Raw genomic sequence first — 14,581 nt, 5'->3', positions numbered from 1 at the left:
AAGGAATACGGTTGAATAAATCTGAAATCCGTCATCATGCCAGCACCTCGAAGCGCTTCAATTCCTGCGGCGCGCCTGATGTCTCAAGATAGAAGCGGATGAGAAGGTTCTTGGCGGTCAACTGGCGGTATTCGGCGGAGGCACGCCAATCGGTCAGCGGCGTGTAGTCGCTGTCGAAGGCATCGCGCGCGGCCATGACGGTTGCCTCTGTCCACGGCTTGCCGATCAATTCTGCCTCGACGGTGCGGGCGCGCTTCGGTGTGCCGGCCATGCCGCCGAAGGCGATGCGGATATTTTCGACATTGCCGGCTGAATCCAATGACAGATGGAAGGCGCCGCAAGCGGCCGAAATATCCTCGTCGCGGCGCTTGGAGATCTTGTAGGCGGCGAAATGCGTACCCTTGGCCGGATAGGGTACGAAGATGCTCTCGACGAACTCACCGGGATGCCGGTCCTGCTTGCCGTAATCGATGAAGAAATCTTCGAGCGGCAGGCTGCGCGTGCCCGCAGTCGAGCGGAGTTTCACCGTTGCGCCGAGAGCGATGAGCGGCGGCGGCGTGTCGCCGATCGGCGAGCCGTTGGCGATATTGCCGCCGATGGTGCCCATGTTGCGCACCTGCTCGCCGCCGATGCGGTTGATGAGATTGGCAAAGGCCGGGATTTTTTCGCCGATCACAGCAAAGGCGCGGCTGTAGGTGACGCCGGCGCCGATACCAAGCCCATCCTCTTCGAAGACGATTTTCTGCAGATCGGTCAGATGATTGATGAAGACGACCGGGTTCAGCCGACGCATCTGTTTGGTGACCCATAGGCCGACATCGGTCGAGCCGGCAACGACGGTCGCCCTCGGCTCGTCGGCAAGCACCTGTGCCAGCGCCGAGACGGAACCGGGCACGATGAGACGATCCTCACCCTCGGCAATCTCGATGGTATCGCCACCCTGCATCGCCCAGAGGCGGGCGATGATATCGGCCCTGGTCTTTTCGAGTGGATCGAAGAGAGCGCTCGGCCGCTTTTGGCTGACCTGCTCGGCCGCCTTGACGATCGGCTCGTAGCCCGTGCACCGACAGAGATTGCCCTGCAGCGATTTTTCGATCTGCTCCCGGCTCGGTTTTTCCGTCGTCAGCCAGAGACCATAGAGCGACATGACGAAACCCGGCGTGCAAAAGCCGCATTGCGAGCCGTGGCAATCGACCATGGCCTGCTGCACCGGGTGAAGCGCACCGTTCTGGGCGGCGAGATGTTCGACGGTGACGACGTGGGTCGCATGCAGCGAGCCGACGAAGCGGATGCAGGCATTGACGGATTCATAGTGCAGCCCGCCATCGATCAAACGTCCCACAAGCACTGTGCAGGCGCCGCAGTCGCCCTCCGCGCATCCTTCCTTCGTGCCCGTCAGTCTCCGGTCGAGACGCAGGAAGTCGAGCAGCGTCTCGGTGGGACGCAGGCTGGATAGAATGATATCCTCGCCGTTGAGGATAAAGCGGATGCTGTCGCTCATGTGGTTCCCGTTTTATCTGTTGGCCGGGCCGGATACGCGAACGAATCCGGCCCTAACCGCAAATGGTTATTCCGCGGTCCAGCCACCGTCAATCGAGACGTGTGTGCCGGTCACCTGGCGTGCCTCGTCGCTCGCAAGGTAGAGCGACAGGGCGCCGATTTCCTCGGCCTTGACGAACTCGTGCGTCGGCTGGGCCTTGAGAATGACTTCGTTCTTGACCTGCTCCTCGGTCATGCCGCGTGCCTTGGCGGTATCCGGGATCTGCTTTTCGACAAGCGGGGTCAGCACGTAGCCGGGGCAAATGGCGTTCACCGTCACGCCGAACTCGGCAAGCTCAAGCGCTGCCGTCTTGGTCAGGCCCAATATACCATGTTTTGCCGCGACATAGGCGGATTTGAAGGGCGAGGCGACCAGGCCATGCGCCGAGGCGATGTTGATGATGCGCCCGTATTTCCTAGCTTTCATCAACGGAATGGCGGCGCGGATAGTGTGGAAGGAGCTGGAGAGATTGATCGCGATGATCTGATCCCACTTCTCGATCGGGAAATCCTCGATCTTCTCGACATGCTGGATGCCGGCATTGTTGATGAGAACATCGACGCTGCCGAAGGTGGAGTTGGCGGTCGCGATCAGATCGGCGATCTCGGCAGGCTTCGTCATGTCGGCAGGATGATAGATCACCTTGCCGCCGCCGGAGGCTTCGAGCTTCGTCTTGATCGCATCGATTTCTTCGGGCTTTCCGAAGCCGTTGATGACGACATTATCGCCCTTGGCGGCGAAGGCGGCCGCGATGGCGAGGCCGATACCGCTTGTGGAACCGGTGACGACAACTGTTCTTGCCATGATCATCTCCTTGGACAGCGCAGCTTCCTGCTGCAGTGCAAAACGGACTGAGCCTAGTCCCAAACCGGAGGATATGGCAATCGCAATGCTGCCGGCCCTTCGGCCACGATGCTGTGAACCGGAAAGTGTATCCTTTAGCGAAAAAATTTCGTTTTGCTTTCTTTTCACATTCGTTTTGCTCGCGTATCTGTTGTTTCGGGACGCAACAGGCGGGAGGAGTGCATGAGCGGTTATATCTTGGCGATCGATCAGGGAACGACGTCGACGCGGGCTATCGTTTTCGACGGCAAGATGAAGGTTGCCGGTGTCGGGCAGAAGGAATTCACCCAGCATTATCCGAAGCCCGGCTGGGTCGAGCACGATCCGGAGGAAATCTGGGCGTCCGTCCTCGTTACAGTCCGCAAGGCGATCGAGGCTGCCGGCATTACCGCCAAGGATATTGCAGCCCTCGGCATCACCAATCAGCGCGAGACGGTCGTCGTCTGGGATCGCGAGACCGGCAAGCCGATCCACAATGCCATCGTCTGGCAGGACCGCCGCACGGCGAGCTATTGCGAGAAACTGAAGCGGCAGGACCTGGAAAAGCTGTTCACGCGCCGCACCGGCCTGCTGCTCGATCCCTATTTTTCCGGCACCAAACTCTCCTGGCTGCTCTCCAACGTGAAGGGTGCGCGTGCCTTAGCCGCCAAAGGCAAGCTGTGCTTCGGCACCATTGATAGTTTCCTGATCTGGCGGTTGACAGGCGGCAAGAGCTTCGTCACCGATGCCACCAATGCCTCGCGGACACTGATGTACAACATCGGCGCGAACGAATGGGACGAGGAGTTGCTGAATATTCTGCGCGTGCCGGCCGCGATGCTGCCTGAAGTGAAGGATTGTGCGGCGGATTTCGGCGTCACCGATCCCACGCATTTCGGCGCGGAAATCCCGATCCTCGGCGTTGCCGGCGACCAGCAGGCGGCGACGATCGGCCAGGCCTGCTTCGAGCGCGGCATGATGAAATCCACCTATGGCACCGGCTGCTTCGCACTGCTCAACACCGGCGCTGACATGGTGCGGTCGAAAAACCGCCTGCTGACCACCATCGCCTATCGGCTGAATGGCGAGACGACCTATGCGCTGGAAGGCTCGATCTTCATCGCGGGCGCTGCGGTACAATGGCTGCGCGATGGCCTGAAAGCGATCCAGCGTGCATCGGATTCCGGTGAGCTGGCGGCCAAGGCCGATCCCCTGCAGGAGGTTTATCTGGTGCCGGCCTTCACCGGCCTCGGGGCACCGCATTGGGATCCGGATGCACGCGGCGCGATTTTCGGGCTGACGCGCAATACCGGACCCGAGGAGATCGTCCGGGCGGCGCTGGAAGCCGTCTGCTATCAGTCGCGCGATCTCCTGGATGCCATGCATAGGGATTGGCGCAACGGCAACGGGCAGGAGACGGTACTGCGCGTCGATGGCGGCATGGTTGCTTCCGACTGGACGATGCAGCGGCTTGCCGATCTGCTGAATGCACCGGTCGACCGCCCGACGATCCTCGAAACGACCGCGCTGGGTGCCGCCTGGCTTGCCGGCAGCCGGGCCGGGGTCTGGCCGGATCGCGCCGGCTTCGCCAAGGCCTGGGCGCGAGACAAGCGTTTCGAGCCCGGCATGGATGACAAGACCCGAAATGCGAAGCTCAAAGGTTGGAAGAACGCGGTCTCGCGCACATTGAGTACACGGCAGAGGTGATCGGCCTTCACGCCTGCTCACCCCAGGTTATATCGTGTAAGATTTCTTTATTTTGCTTATATAAGTGCGCGCAGCGATACTCGTCTTGTTCGTGGCTCCGGGAGGATTCTGGGCCGCATTTCGCCGGACCGCGCCTTTTGAGGGCGGACGCCTTCTCAAGTGACGATAAAGCGAATAATGGCTGCTCAATTTTCCGAACTGAAGAAACACTACTACCGGCAGATCAAATATCATCTGACCCGGCCGAAGCCGCCAATGCTGGCCGAGCGGTTCGATGGGCCTGTTCTGGTCGTCGGCTCGGCGCCGGTTTCGAACAAGCCGGTGGATTTCGATGAGAGCTTCAAGGTTATCACCATCAACGGTTCGCAGATGGTGACGAAGGGCTGGGGGATTGAGGCGCCCGACGTGACGCTCGTCCAGTTCAACCAGATCGAAGGCACGAACACCAATGCCGTCGAGGTGCGCCGCGTCCTGAACGGTGAACGGACCAAAATGCTCTACGTCCTCCTCTGGCGGAAAGAGCGTGAGCGGCTGGAAGAGGGGCTGCGGAGGTTCAATTACAGCTACGACAAGCTGGAAATCGTCGATCGCTACAAGCGCATGGCCCTGCTCGACCGGGTCGGCGGGGTGAAGTGCAGCGAACTCGGCGCCGACGACAAATGCTCGAACGGCATCAATGCCGTGCTCTTCGCGATCTATAACGGCGCAACCGAAGTGATCATCACCGGCATCAATCCCGATTCCGGCGGGCACGTCTACAATCAGGAAAATCTCGCCCGGCTGCATGTGCGCAAGGACCGCGAGGTTCTCGAACGGCTTTTGGAACGCGGCTATCCGGTGTTCACAAGCGACCCGGCCGTGTCGCAATCCATCGGCCTGCCGTTATGGACAGGCAAGGTGAAGGCCGGCCGGACAGTCGAAGCCGATGCCAAGGGCAAGCGACCGGCACCGATAACGGCTGAGGCCGTTATCAACCCTTGAGATAAGGGCTCGCCGACGGTCAATCTGTAGCTGACGCTTATCGTGATTCCGTGCCAAGATCGCAGCATAGAATCACTCGATGCGCAGAGGTCGGTCCAATGCTGATGCCGCCGCCGCTACGGCCGGGCGAGAAGGTGCGCTTTGTGTCGCCAGCAAGTTCACCCGACAGGGATATGGTTCTGAGGCATGCCGAAATCCTGAAAGGCTGGGGGCTTTCCGTCGATTTCGGTGAGTATGCCTTCCGCAAGTGGAATTATCTTGCTGGCACGGACGAAGAGCGGCTGTCGGACCTTAACGCCGCACTTCGCGATGCCGATGTGCGGGCGATCTTCACCACGCGTGGCGGCAAGGGATCTTATCGCATCGCCGATCAGCTCGATTTTACCGCGGCGCGGCGTGATCCGAAATTCGTTATCGGCTTCAGCGATATCACTACATTGCATTTGATCCTGCTGAGGCATTGCCATCAAGTCGGCATTCACGGCGCTTTTTCTATCGGGCCCGGTGGGGAGAGCGTTAGCCCCTATACACATGACTCGCTGCGACAAGCAGTGATGACAACCGGGGACATCATCATTGCCGCGCGCACGGAAGAGCCGACCTCGCGGTTGACGACAGAAGGAACGGCCGAGGGTCGGCTGATTGGGGGCAATCTGGATATGGTGGCGGCATCGGCCGGCTGGGCGCTGCCGGATATGCACGGTACCATCCTGCTGCTTGAGGCCATCGGTCTGTATCCTGGTCAGGTGGACCGCCAGATGACCATGCTGCGCAAGGCCGGGCATCTGGATGGTTTGGCAGGGGTCGCTATTGGCCAGTTTACTGACTTCGAGTTCGACCGCCCTTATTCGGTGATCGACATCCTGCGTGAACATCTGGCCGAACTGAAAGTGCCGATCCTCGGCGGCTTGCCGCTCGGGCATGGCGATAGCCCGGCAAGCGTTTTTATCGGCGCTGTGGCGGAGCTTGATGCCGAGGCCGGTATCCTGGCGATCCGGCGTGGGAAAGCCTGACGTCCCTTCGATATTTTTTTGACGTAGCCTGTCGGTGCAGGTGATATTCCTTCGTCTTTAAAGGGAGAAGGGAATCTCAATGCTTTACGCGATCCTATGCTACAATGACGAAGACACCGTGTTTGCCTGGTCCAAGGAACAGGAAGACGCGACGATGGCACGGTTGATTGCCGTGCAGGAGCCGCTGGCAAAGGCTGGCAAGCTCGGCCCCGTAGCACGGTTGATGCCGACGACGGCGGCAACGACCCTGCGCAAGGGCAAGAACGAACCGATCGTGATCGACGGTCCCTTTGCGGAAACGAAGGAGCAGTTGCTCGGTTTCTACGTCATCGATTTCGAAACTTTGGACGAGGCCATCGGTTTTTCGAAGGAGCTTGCCGCGGCCAATCCCGGCGTCGGCTCCTATGAAATCCGTCCGCTTTACGTCTTCCGGCCGGGAGCCGTTACAACATGACCGACATTGCCTGGATCGACATTGCGCTTACCAACGCCCGACCCCAGGTGATGGGCGCGCTTTTGCGCTATTTCCGCAATCTCGACACCGCCGAGGAGGCCTTTCAGGAGGCCTGCCTCAGGGCCTTGAAGACCTGGCCCGACAAGGGGCCGCCGCGCGACCCCGTTGCCTGGCTGATCTTTGTTGGCCGCAATAGCGGCATCGATACGGTGCGCAAGCAGGCGAAATTGCAGAGCCTGCCGGACGAGGAGGCGATCTCCGATACAAGTGATGCGGAGAGCGATCTGGCGGAGCGGCTCGATGGGTCGGGCTATCGTGACGACATCCTTCGGCTGCTGTTCATCTGCTGCCATCCGGATTTGCCGGCGACGCAACAGATCGCGCTGGCGTTGCGTATCGTTTCCGGCCTCTCGGTGCAGCAGATCGCCCGCGCCTTCCTCGTCAGCGAGACCGCCATGGAGCAGCGCATTACAAGAGCTAAGGCGCGTGTTGCTGCTGCAGGTGTCCCTTTTGAGACGCCGGGTGCAGTGGAGCGGAGTGAGCGGCTGGCGCTTGTAAGCGCCATGATCTACCTCATCTATAACGAAGGCTATTCTGCCGGCGGAACGCATCGTGAGGCGGCAGCCTTCGCCGACGAGGCGATTCGTCTTGGACGGCTGCTGTTGCGGATCTTTCCCTCCGAGCCGGAAACCATGGCGCTGCTGGCACTGATGCTCCTGCAGCAATCGCGCAAGGACGCCAGGTTCGATGCCAACGGACAGATCATCCTTCTGGAAGATCAGGATCGTTCGCTTTGGGATGGGACGCTGATCGACGAGGCGCTGGCGCTGCTCGACAAGGCGATCCGTCACCGCAAGCCTGGCCCCTATCAGGTGCAGGCGGCAATTGCAGCGCTGCATTCAAGGGCGAAGCGCGCCGCCGATACGGATTGGGAAGAGATCGACCTTCTCTATCAGATGCTGGAGCGGCTGACGCCGTCACCGGTCGTCACACTCAACCGCTCGGTCGCGCTCTCGAAGCTCAAGGGGCCGGAGGCGGCTCTGGCGTTGATTGCGCCGCTGGAAGCGCAGCTCGACAGCTATTTCTATTTTCATGGGGTGAGGGGCGGCTTGCTTGCACAGCTCGGCCGCGCGCAGGAAGCGCGCGTCGCCTTCGACAGAGCGATCGCGCTCGCCCGTTCGCCTGCCGAGGCAGCCCATATCCGTTATCAGCTCGATCGTCTGAGCGCGGATGCTGTTGCCGCTGCAAAATAATCGAAAAACCTGCGTCTTCGCTGTCGGGAAATGACCGTCTCGAACGTCATTCGAGTATGGGCCGAGCAGGCCGTGTCAAACAATAAAGAGGAGCAAGATATGACTGAACAGAGCCAACGCCATGAGCTTTCCCTGACCCGCGTCATCGACGCGCCACGGGACAAGATCTTCCGTTGCTGGACCGAAGTGGAGCTCTTGAAACAATGGTTTGCACCGCTGCCATGGACGGTATCGGCCGCCAGCGTCGACGCTCGTGCCGGAGGCTCAAGCTCGATCACCATGCGCAGCCCAGAAGGCGAGGATTATCCGGGCAACGGCGTCTATCTGGAAATCGTTCCCAATGAGCGGCTCGTCTTCACAGATGCCTTCACCAGCGCCTGGGTGCCGTCGGCAAAGCCCTTCATGGTCGTGACGATCCAGCTCGACGAGCTCGACAGTGGCAAGACCCGTTATACTGCGACGGTTCTGCATTGGTCCGCGGAGGATCGCGAGGCGCATGAGAAGATGGGCTTCCATCAGGGATGGGGCCAGTGCGCCGAGCAGCTCGCAGCACTGGCAGCCAAGATCTGAATTTCCGATTCAATTCCGGGGGATATGACAATGTCCTATGCTGTTGATTCATCTTTGCCTTCGGTCACGCGCGCGCAGCGCGTGGCCGGCATGATCCTGAGCGGACTGGTCATCGCCTTCCTGCTGTTCGACGGCGCGATCAAGCTTGTTCCGCTTCCGGTCGTCACCGAGACGATGGCGGGGCTTGGCTATTCGGCCGATCCGGCACTTGCGCGGCTGCTCGGCATCATCACGCTCGGCTGCGCCATTCTCTATGCGATCCCGAGAACGTCGGTTCTCGGCGCCATCCTGCTGACGGGCCTGCTCGGTGGGGCGATTGCGACACACTTACGGGTCGGCAGCCCGATCTTCTCGCATCTGCTGTTCGGCGTTTATCTCGGAGTGATCGCCTGGGGCGGACTTTACCTTCGTTATGAAGCGGTTCGGAAAATGATTCCGTTCTTTCAGCGAAGCTTTTGATTTCGGCTTCGATTTGGTAAGGCTCGCTCCTCAATAAGGACGGAGCGAGCCATGCCGCAAGTGATCATCGCGCCGGTTAGGCAATCGGATGCGGACGAGCTGATCGCCGCCAATATCGCGAGCCGCGCGCACCATGCGCCCTGGGCCTATCCCTTCCTTGATCGCGACGGTTTCGACGCGTGGTTCGGTCAGACGGTGACGGGGCCGAACATCGGGCTGGTGGCGCGCGACCCCGGTTCGGGCGGCATCGTCGGCGTCGTCAATATCAGCCAGATGGTCTGGGGAGGTTTTCGCAGCGCCTTTCTCGGCTATCACGGCATGGTGGGTTTCGCCGGTCAGGGGTTCATGACTGAAGCGGTTCGTCTGGCCGTCGCGCACGCCTTCGATGCGGTGGGCCTGCATCGCGTGGAGGCCAACATCCAGCCGGGCAACCATCCGTCCATTGCGCTGGTCAAACGGCTCGGCTTCCGCAAGGAAGGGTTCTCGCCCAAATATTTGAAAATCGGCGGCGTCTGGTGCGATCATGAACGCTGGGCATTGTTGTCCGATGATCCCCGGTCGTGACCGCTTTTAGAATTCGAAAGCTGCGCTATCTGACGGAAAACCTCACAAAGACATTGACTGTGCGGAGGGAAGGGGCGAAAGCCACCTTGAGCCTCTCGCCGCACTTGCCGAGGGTGCGAGGGTGCCGGAAGCCGTAAATGATCGTTTCGACCGAAGAAGAACTGACAAAGCTGAAAGATATCGGCCGCATCTGCGCCAACGCGTTGCAGGCCATGGCCGCGGCACTGGAGCCGGGCATCACCACGCTGGAACTCGATGCCATCGGCCGGAAGGTCCTGGAGGATGCCGGCGCGCAATCGGCGCCGGAACTGGTTTACAAGTTCCCCGGCGCGACCTGCATCAGCGTCAACGAGGAAGTGGCTCATGGCATTCCAGGCCCACGTATTATCAAGGCGGGAGATCTGGTCAATCTCGATGTATCGGCCGAGAAGGATGGCTTCTTCTCCGATACCGGCGCGTCCTTTACCGTGCCGCCGGTCAAGCCGAAGATCGAGCGCCTTTGCCGGGACGGCAAGAGGGCGCTCTGGGTCGGGCTCAATCAGGTGAAGAGCGGTGCGCCGCTTGCGAAGATCGGGCAGGCCGTCGGCGCCTTTGCGCAGAAGAACCGCTATACTTTGATTGCCAATCTTGCCAGTCATGGCATCGGTCGCTCGCTACACGAAGAGCCCGCCGAGGTTTCCACCTGGGCGGACCCTTCCGAGACCCGGATCATGGACGATGGCCTGGTTTTTACCGTCGAGCCATTTCTGTCGCTCGGTGCAACCTGGGCAGAGGGCGGCGACGACGCGTGGACGCTCTATGCCGATCCCCAGGCTCCCACGGTCCAGTACGAACACACGATCATCGCTACCCGCAACGGGCCGGTCATCCTGACATTGCCGGACGCCTGACGTCCTGAAGCGCGTCGCGAGTCTTTCAGTTTCGTGCCATGCGCTTCAGGTGTCTAATTTTGCCCATGTCGTTATCGCAAAACCGCTGCGCACTTTTGCGCGACATGCCGTAGCTCAATCGTCAGCCTTCGGCTCGTCCTGGCCCTTCGTTTCGCCGCGGATGATATCGGCGGCGGCGCGCTCGAGGATTGCCGCGATGCGTGCGCCTTCGGCCTTGCTCCATGGGAACTTCGAACGAAGCGCGGAGCGCAGCAGGTGGCGGGCGCGATGCACATCGCCGCTGCCATGGCGATCGAAAGGATTGTCGCGGCCATCCTCGTCTTCACCGCCGAAAACCTCGCGGACGCGGGCCATTTTCTCGCCGATGGACGTGAGCTTGGCGAGTGTCACCTCGACCAGATCGCGGTTGTCGTCGACGCGCTTCTGGCCGCTTTCGGTGATGCGGTAGAGCTTTTTCGTGCCGCTCACCTCGACTTCGGCCTGGCCGGTCTCTTCGAGATAGGTCAGCGCCGGGTAGATGACGCCCGGGCTCGGCACATAAAAGCCGCCGGAGCGCTCCTCGAAGGTCTTGATCAGCTCATAGCCGTGGCGCGGCTGTTCGGAGAGCAAAGCGAGGATGATGAGCTGCAGATCGGCCGCATCGAACTTGCGGCCGGTGCGAAACCCGCCGCCGAACATGCCGCCCTTGAAGCCTCTCATGAAGTCTCTCCTATGCTCGCCGCGCGATTCACGGCCTCGACCGTGTCGTAGGATATATGCTTCGACGATGTCAAAGCCATCTCCGAACATGTGGCGATCTCTAAAACCTCTCATATCGTTTCTCCTTGAAGGGTGAGAGTTTATATCGTTAGTCATGTCGTAAGATATATATCGTAAGACATCATCTTGCAAGAGAGGCGGTTTGCGAACGAGATGGATTGGAAGAGAAGTGCGGCCGCATAGGGGAAGAGTTCGTCCAATGGGTGAAAATTCGCCGCTGAACAACTGCATCACGATCGTGGGATAAGCGATTACATCTACGTAAGAATAGGTCACTGGCGGTTGCCGCTCCCGGCGAACTGTCCTAGGCTCGCCACAAATTGACGCCATTGCGGTCGTTCGAACCAACAGGAAGCCTAACCGTCGTGTTTCATTCTTTCTTCCCGAATCCGAGATTGTTTTTTTCCTCAGCGGTCGTCTGGGCGCTCGTTTGCGTCTTCCTATGGTATTTTGCTGGTGCGCATGTCGTGGCGTCCATGGGCTATCCACCGATGTCGGAAGAACAGCAGCCGGTCGGGGCAGCGTTCTTCGTTGCTCCTACTAATTTCTTGTTTTACCTTTACTTTATTCTCTGCGCCGCAGTCTTTTGCGGTTTCTGGCATGTGATTTCGAAGAGCAATCCCTGGATCGTCTGGTCGGTGTGGGGCTCCGCTTTCATCGTCTTCATCACCTATTTCGGTGTTCAGATCGACGTAGCGGTGAACGTATGGCGCCGGCCTTTCTTTGACCTCCTGCAAAATGCGCTCGGCGGAAAGCCCGGCGTTACGGATGGGGATTTCTACGGATTGTTATGGGCGTTCACGCAGCTCGGTCTGGTGGGCGTCGCGGTCAGTGTCATTTCATCGTTTTTCCTAAGCCACTATCTCTTCCGCTGGCGTTGGGCGATGAACAATTTCTACATGTCGAAATGGGAGAAGCTTAGGCACATCGAAGGCGCATCGCAGCGCGTCCAGGAAGATACGATGCGTTTTGCGACCAACCTCGAAGGGCTCGGTGTCAGCCTGATCGGTTCCGTCATGACGCTCATCGTCTTCCTGCCGATTCTGTTGGAACTGTCGAAATTCGTGACCGATCTGCCGATTATCGGCGCAATTCCTTACTCGCTCGTTTGGCTGGCGCTGATTTGGTCGGTATTCGGTACGTTCCTGCTTGCGCTCTTCGGGATCAAGCTTCCGGGGTTGAACTTCCGCAATCAGCGCGTCGAGGCAGCCTACCGAAAAGAGCTTGTCTACGGCGAGGATCGCGAAGACCGCGCACAGCCGCCCACCGTGGCGGAACTCTTCTCACACGTTCGCCGCAACTATTTCCGCATGTACTTCCATTACGCCTATTTTAACGTCGCTCGCTATTCCTACGGCCAGCTCGATGCGATCTTCCTCTATTTCGTGCTGGTGCCGACTTTCGTCGCGCACAAGATCACGCTCGGCATCTGGCAGCAGATCGCCACGGCCTTCGGCCAGGTCAGCAACTCCTTCCAGTATCTCGTCAGCTCCTGGACGACGATCATCGAGCTTCTGTCGATCCACAAGCGTCTGAAGGCCTTCGAGGCTGCTATCTATGACGAGCCGCTGCCACCGATCGATCAGCGCTATTTGGAGCGCGAAGCGGGCGTCATTCACGCGGATGGCTGACGAATAAGGCTCCGGAAACGGAGCCTTTTTCAATGGGAGGAGGTTGGTTTTAGGTTTTAGAGGCAACGGAAGGACTTCTCTTTGCCGCACCGCGGGTCCTTCGCTTTTGCATTATGAGCCGCCGAAGGGGTTTTCGTTGCGACAATCGATTCACTGGATCGATGGCTCGGGGTTCGCCTGACCGCTCCTCACCCCTGCTGCGGCTTGCCTCTTGCCGCAAGCAATGGAATCGCTTCGGAATAGCTGACGCAGGCAACATCCTGCCTGTGGCAGACACCGCTGACGAAGCGGTCGAGGGCGCGCCAATAGGCGCCGTCATTCATTTCGACGAAATGGAAACCGAGCTGCAGCGGAATGCGCTCACCGTCATATTGCTTGTTGAAGGCGGCTTCGAAGGCATCGAAGGTGCGGTCTTCATAGGTCTTGGCATTGGCCTTGTCTTCTAGGCCCTTGGAGTGGCGGACATAGAGATTGTAGTCCATGCCGATGACCAGGCGATGTTCGGGACCTTCGGGGATCAATGGCAGACCGAAGCGATAGATGCCGTCGACGACCTGCGGCAGTGCAGGGCCTTTGGTGATCAGGCTTGCATCATACTGGAAACCCATCTCCTTCTCCGCTGGCACGAGGCCATCGCTGGTGGAGAGATAGGGCGCGCGGAATCCTTTGACGTCGTTCGTCGCGAAATCTTCCCAACCCTGGGGCTCCTTGTCGGCAAGGCCGACATTCTTCCAGGCGTCGCGAAGCGCGATCCGCGCATTCATGAATTCCTGTTTCCAGTCGGCAGCACTCCAGCCCTTGCCGTCAAAATGGCCACAGGCATGGCTTGAGATGTCATGGCCCTCCTGATGGGCGCCCCAGATGTTGGCGATGCGTGTGCGCACATCGTCCTCGCTCTTGGCGAAGCCGACGTTGGATTTGCCTGGCCGCTGCTTCGGCCCCTGATAGGCCTTGGCCTGCGTCTTGTTCATGAGAAAGGTGCAGGAAAGAAAATAGGTAAAATGGGCGCCATTGCGCGAAGCGATCTCGCGGCTCTTGGTCCATAGCGCATTGTCATGAGCACCGTCGAAGGAGATCATGACGAGTTGCTTGGGCTTGTCATCGGCCTGGGCGGCGACGGGGAGCGCTAAGGAAATGGCGACGGAGAGACAGGTAGCAAAGCGAAACATGGGTACCGAATATTGATTGCGTCGAGCACGGCTTGCCAGGAATCGTCCAGCGATATCGGATAGCGCGCTCAGGATCGCTTCCTTCCTTTCGCGCAATTGCGGCGAAGCTGCGGTGATGCTGGCATTTTTTTGCGGCAGCCGATAAGGATGTGACTACAAGACCATAAAGGATTTCATCCATGGCATTGCTCATTCTCGGCATTGTTCTCTTTCTCGGCCTCCATCTGGTCCGTGTTGTTGCCCCCGGCCTCAGAAGCTCGATGATCGCGCGTTTGGGCGAGGGCGGCTGGAAGGGTGCCTATTCGATTGCCAGCATTGTGGCGCTGGTCATTCTGATCTACGGCTTCGGTCAGGCGCGCGACATGACCCCGATCTGGACGCCGCCATTCTGGATGAGCCACATCACCATCCTGCTGATGCTCTTCGCCCTGATCTGTCTTGTCGCCTCGCTGCTGCCAGCGGGGCATATCGCGGTCAGGACCAAGCATCCGATGGTGCTGTCGGTGAAGATCTGGGCGTTGGCGCATCTCCTGTCGAATGGCGATGGAGCGGCGATATTGCTTTTTGCCGCCTTCCTCGCCTGGGGAGTGATTCTGCGCATTTCGCTGAAACGGCGCGAGCGGGCCGGCGAAATTACCCTGCGTCCGTTCGTTTCGGGGAAATACGATCTTTATGCGATCGTTATCGGCGTTATTATCTGGGCCTTGATCATTTGGAAGCTTCATGCGTGGATTATCGGGGTTTCGCCGTTCGTTATGTGACGATTTCT

General features: G+C 59.4%; 15 protein-coding genes. 11 read left to right on the top strand and 4 right to left on the bottom strand.

The genetic code is table 11. The features are described from left to right. Positions 1–34: 34 nt before the first annotated feature. Entirely contained in the window at positions 35–1,501 is a 1,467-nt protein-coding gene (xdhA, locus tag I8E17_RS11120) for a xanthine dehydrogenase small subunit (RefSeq protein ID WP_069612743.1), read from the bottom strand. 66 nt (positions 1,502–1,567) lie between these two features. Continuing rightward, the gene (locus I8E17_RS11115; protein ID WP_069612865.1) at positions 1,568–2,344 is read right to left on the bottom strand and encodes a 3-hydroxybutyrate dehydrogenase; all 777 of its coding nucleotides are present in this window, start codon (positions 2,342–2,344) and stop codon (positions 1,568–1,570) included. 222 nt (positions 2,345–2,566) lie between these two features. Between I8E17_RS11115 and glpK the strand changes: the two genes are divergently transcribed. The 9 genes from glpK (at position 2,567) to map (ending at position 10,253) form a co-directional block, all read left to right on the top strand. After that, complete coding sequence (glpK, locus tag I8E17_RS11110; RefSeq protein WP_069612742.1) at positions 2,567–4,069, top strand: glycerol kinase GlpK; 1,503 nt, start codon at positions 2,567–2,569, stop codon at positions 4,067–4,069. Positions 4,070–4,246: 177 nt separating this feature from the next. Continuing rightward, positions 4,247–5,050: a membrane-anchored protein gene (locus I8E17_RS11105; RefSeq protein ID WP_069612741.1), complete on the top strand. Its 804-nt coding sequence runs from the start codon at positions 4,247–4,249 to the stop codon at positions 5,048–5,050. A 98-nt stretch (positions 5,051–5,148) separates the two neighbouring features. After that, positions 5,149–6,063 (top strand): LD-carboxypeptidase, encoded by a 915-nt coding sequence (locus I8E17_RS11100; RefSeq protein ID WP_229002016.1) that lies wholly within the window; start codon positions 5,149–5,151, stop codon positions 6,061–6,063. A gap of 79 nt (positions 6,064–6,142) precedes the next feature. Beyond that, positions 6,143–6,517: a YciI family protein gene (locus tag I8E17_RS11095; RefSeq protein ID WP_069612739.1), complete on the top strand. Its 375-nt coding sequence runs from the start codon at positions 6,143–6,145 to the stop codon at positions 6,515–6,517. Then, positions 6,514–7,770: an RNA polymerase sigma factor gene (locus I8E17_RS11090; RefSeq protein WP_069612738.1), complete on the top strand. Its 1,257-nt coding sequence runs from the start codon at positions 6,514–6,516 to the stop codon at positions 7,768–7,770. Before I8E17_RS11095 ends, I8E17_RS11090 begins: the two co-directional genes overlap by 4 nt. A gap of 99 nt (positions 7,771–7,869) precedes the next feature. Continuing rightward, positions 7,870–8,340 (top strand): SRPBCC family protein, encoded by a 471-nt coding sequence (locus I8E17_RS11085; protein WP_069612864.1) that lies wholly within the window; start codon positions 7,870–7,872, stop codon positions 8,338–8,340. A gap of 30 nt (positions 8,341–8,370) precedes the next feature. Then, on the top strand, positions 8,371–8,799 hold the full coding sequence (locus I8E17_RS11080) for a DoxX family protein (protein ID WP_069612737.1): 429 nt from the start codon (positions 8,371–8,373) through the stop codon (positions 8,797–8,799). Positions 8,800–8,850: 51 nt separating this feature from the next. Then, positions 8,851–9,363: a GNAT family protein gene (locus tag I8E17_RS11075; RefSeq protein ID WP_069612736.1), complete on the top strand. Its 513-nt coding sequence runs from the start codon at positions 8,851–8,853 to the stop codon at positions 9,361–9,363. Positions 9,364–9,500: 137 nt separating this feature from the next. Beyond that, the gene (gene map / locus I8E17_RS11070) at positions 9,501–10,253 is read left to right on the top strand and encodes a type I methionyl aminopeptidase (protein ID WP_069612735.1); all 753 of its coding nucleotides are present in this window, start codon (positions 9,501–9,503) and stop codon (positions 10,251–10,253) included. Positions 10,254–10,367: 114 nt separating this feature from the next. On the opposite strand, the gene I8E17_RS11065 is transcribed toward map, so the two are convergent. Beyond that, entirely contained in the window at positions 10,368–10,952 is a 585-nt protein-coding gene (locus I8E17_RS11065; protein ID WP_069612863.1) for a PadR family transcriptional regulator, read from the bottom strand. Between the two features lie 425 nt (positions 10,953–11,377). Between I8E17_RS11065 and sbmA the strand changes: the two genes are divergently transcribed. Continuing rightward, complete coding sequence (gene sbmA / locus I8E17_RS11060; protein WP_069612734.1) at positions 11,378–12,643, top strand: peptide antibiotic transporter SbmA; 1,266 nt, start codon at positions 11,378–11,380, stop codon at positions 12,641–12,643. Positions 12,644–12,831: 188 nt separating this feature from the next. On the opposite strand, the gene I8E17_RS11055 is transcribed toward sbmA, so the two are convergent. Further along, positions 12,832–13,812, bottom strand: coding sequence for a polysaccharide deacetylase (locus I8E17_RS11055; protein WP_069612862.1), 981 nt, complete (start codon positions 13,810–13,812; stop codon positions 12,832–12,834). A 179-nt stretch (positions 13,813–13,991) separates the two neighbouring features. On the opposite strand from I8E17_RS11055, the gene I8E17_RS11050 reads away from it, so the two are divergent. Then, the gene (locus tag I8E17_RS11050) at positions 13,992–14,573 is read left to right on the top strand and encodes an NnrU family protein (RefSeq protein WP_069612733.1); all 582 of its coding nucleotides are present in this window, start codon (positions 13,992–13,994) and stop codon (positions 14,571–14,573) included. Positions 14,574–14,581 lie beyond the last annotated feature (8 nt).

The sequence above is a fragment of the Rhizobium sp. AB2/73 genome (assembly GCF_020871915.1).
GTDB classification, from domain to species: Bacteria; Pseudomonadota; Alphaproteobacteria; order Rhizobiales; family Rhizobiaceae; genus Rhizobium; species Rhizobium dioscoreae.
This window is presented reverse-complemented; position numbering and strand designations above follow the sequence as displayed.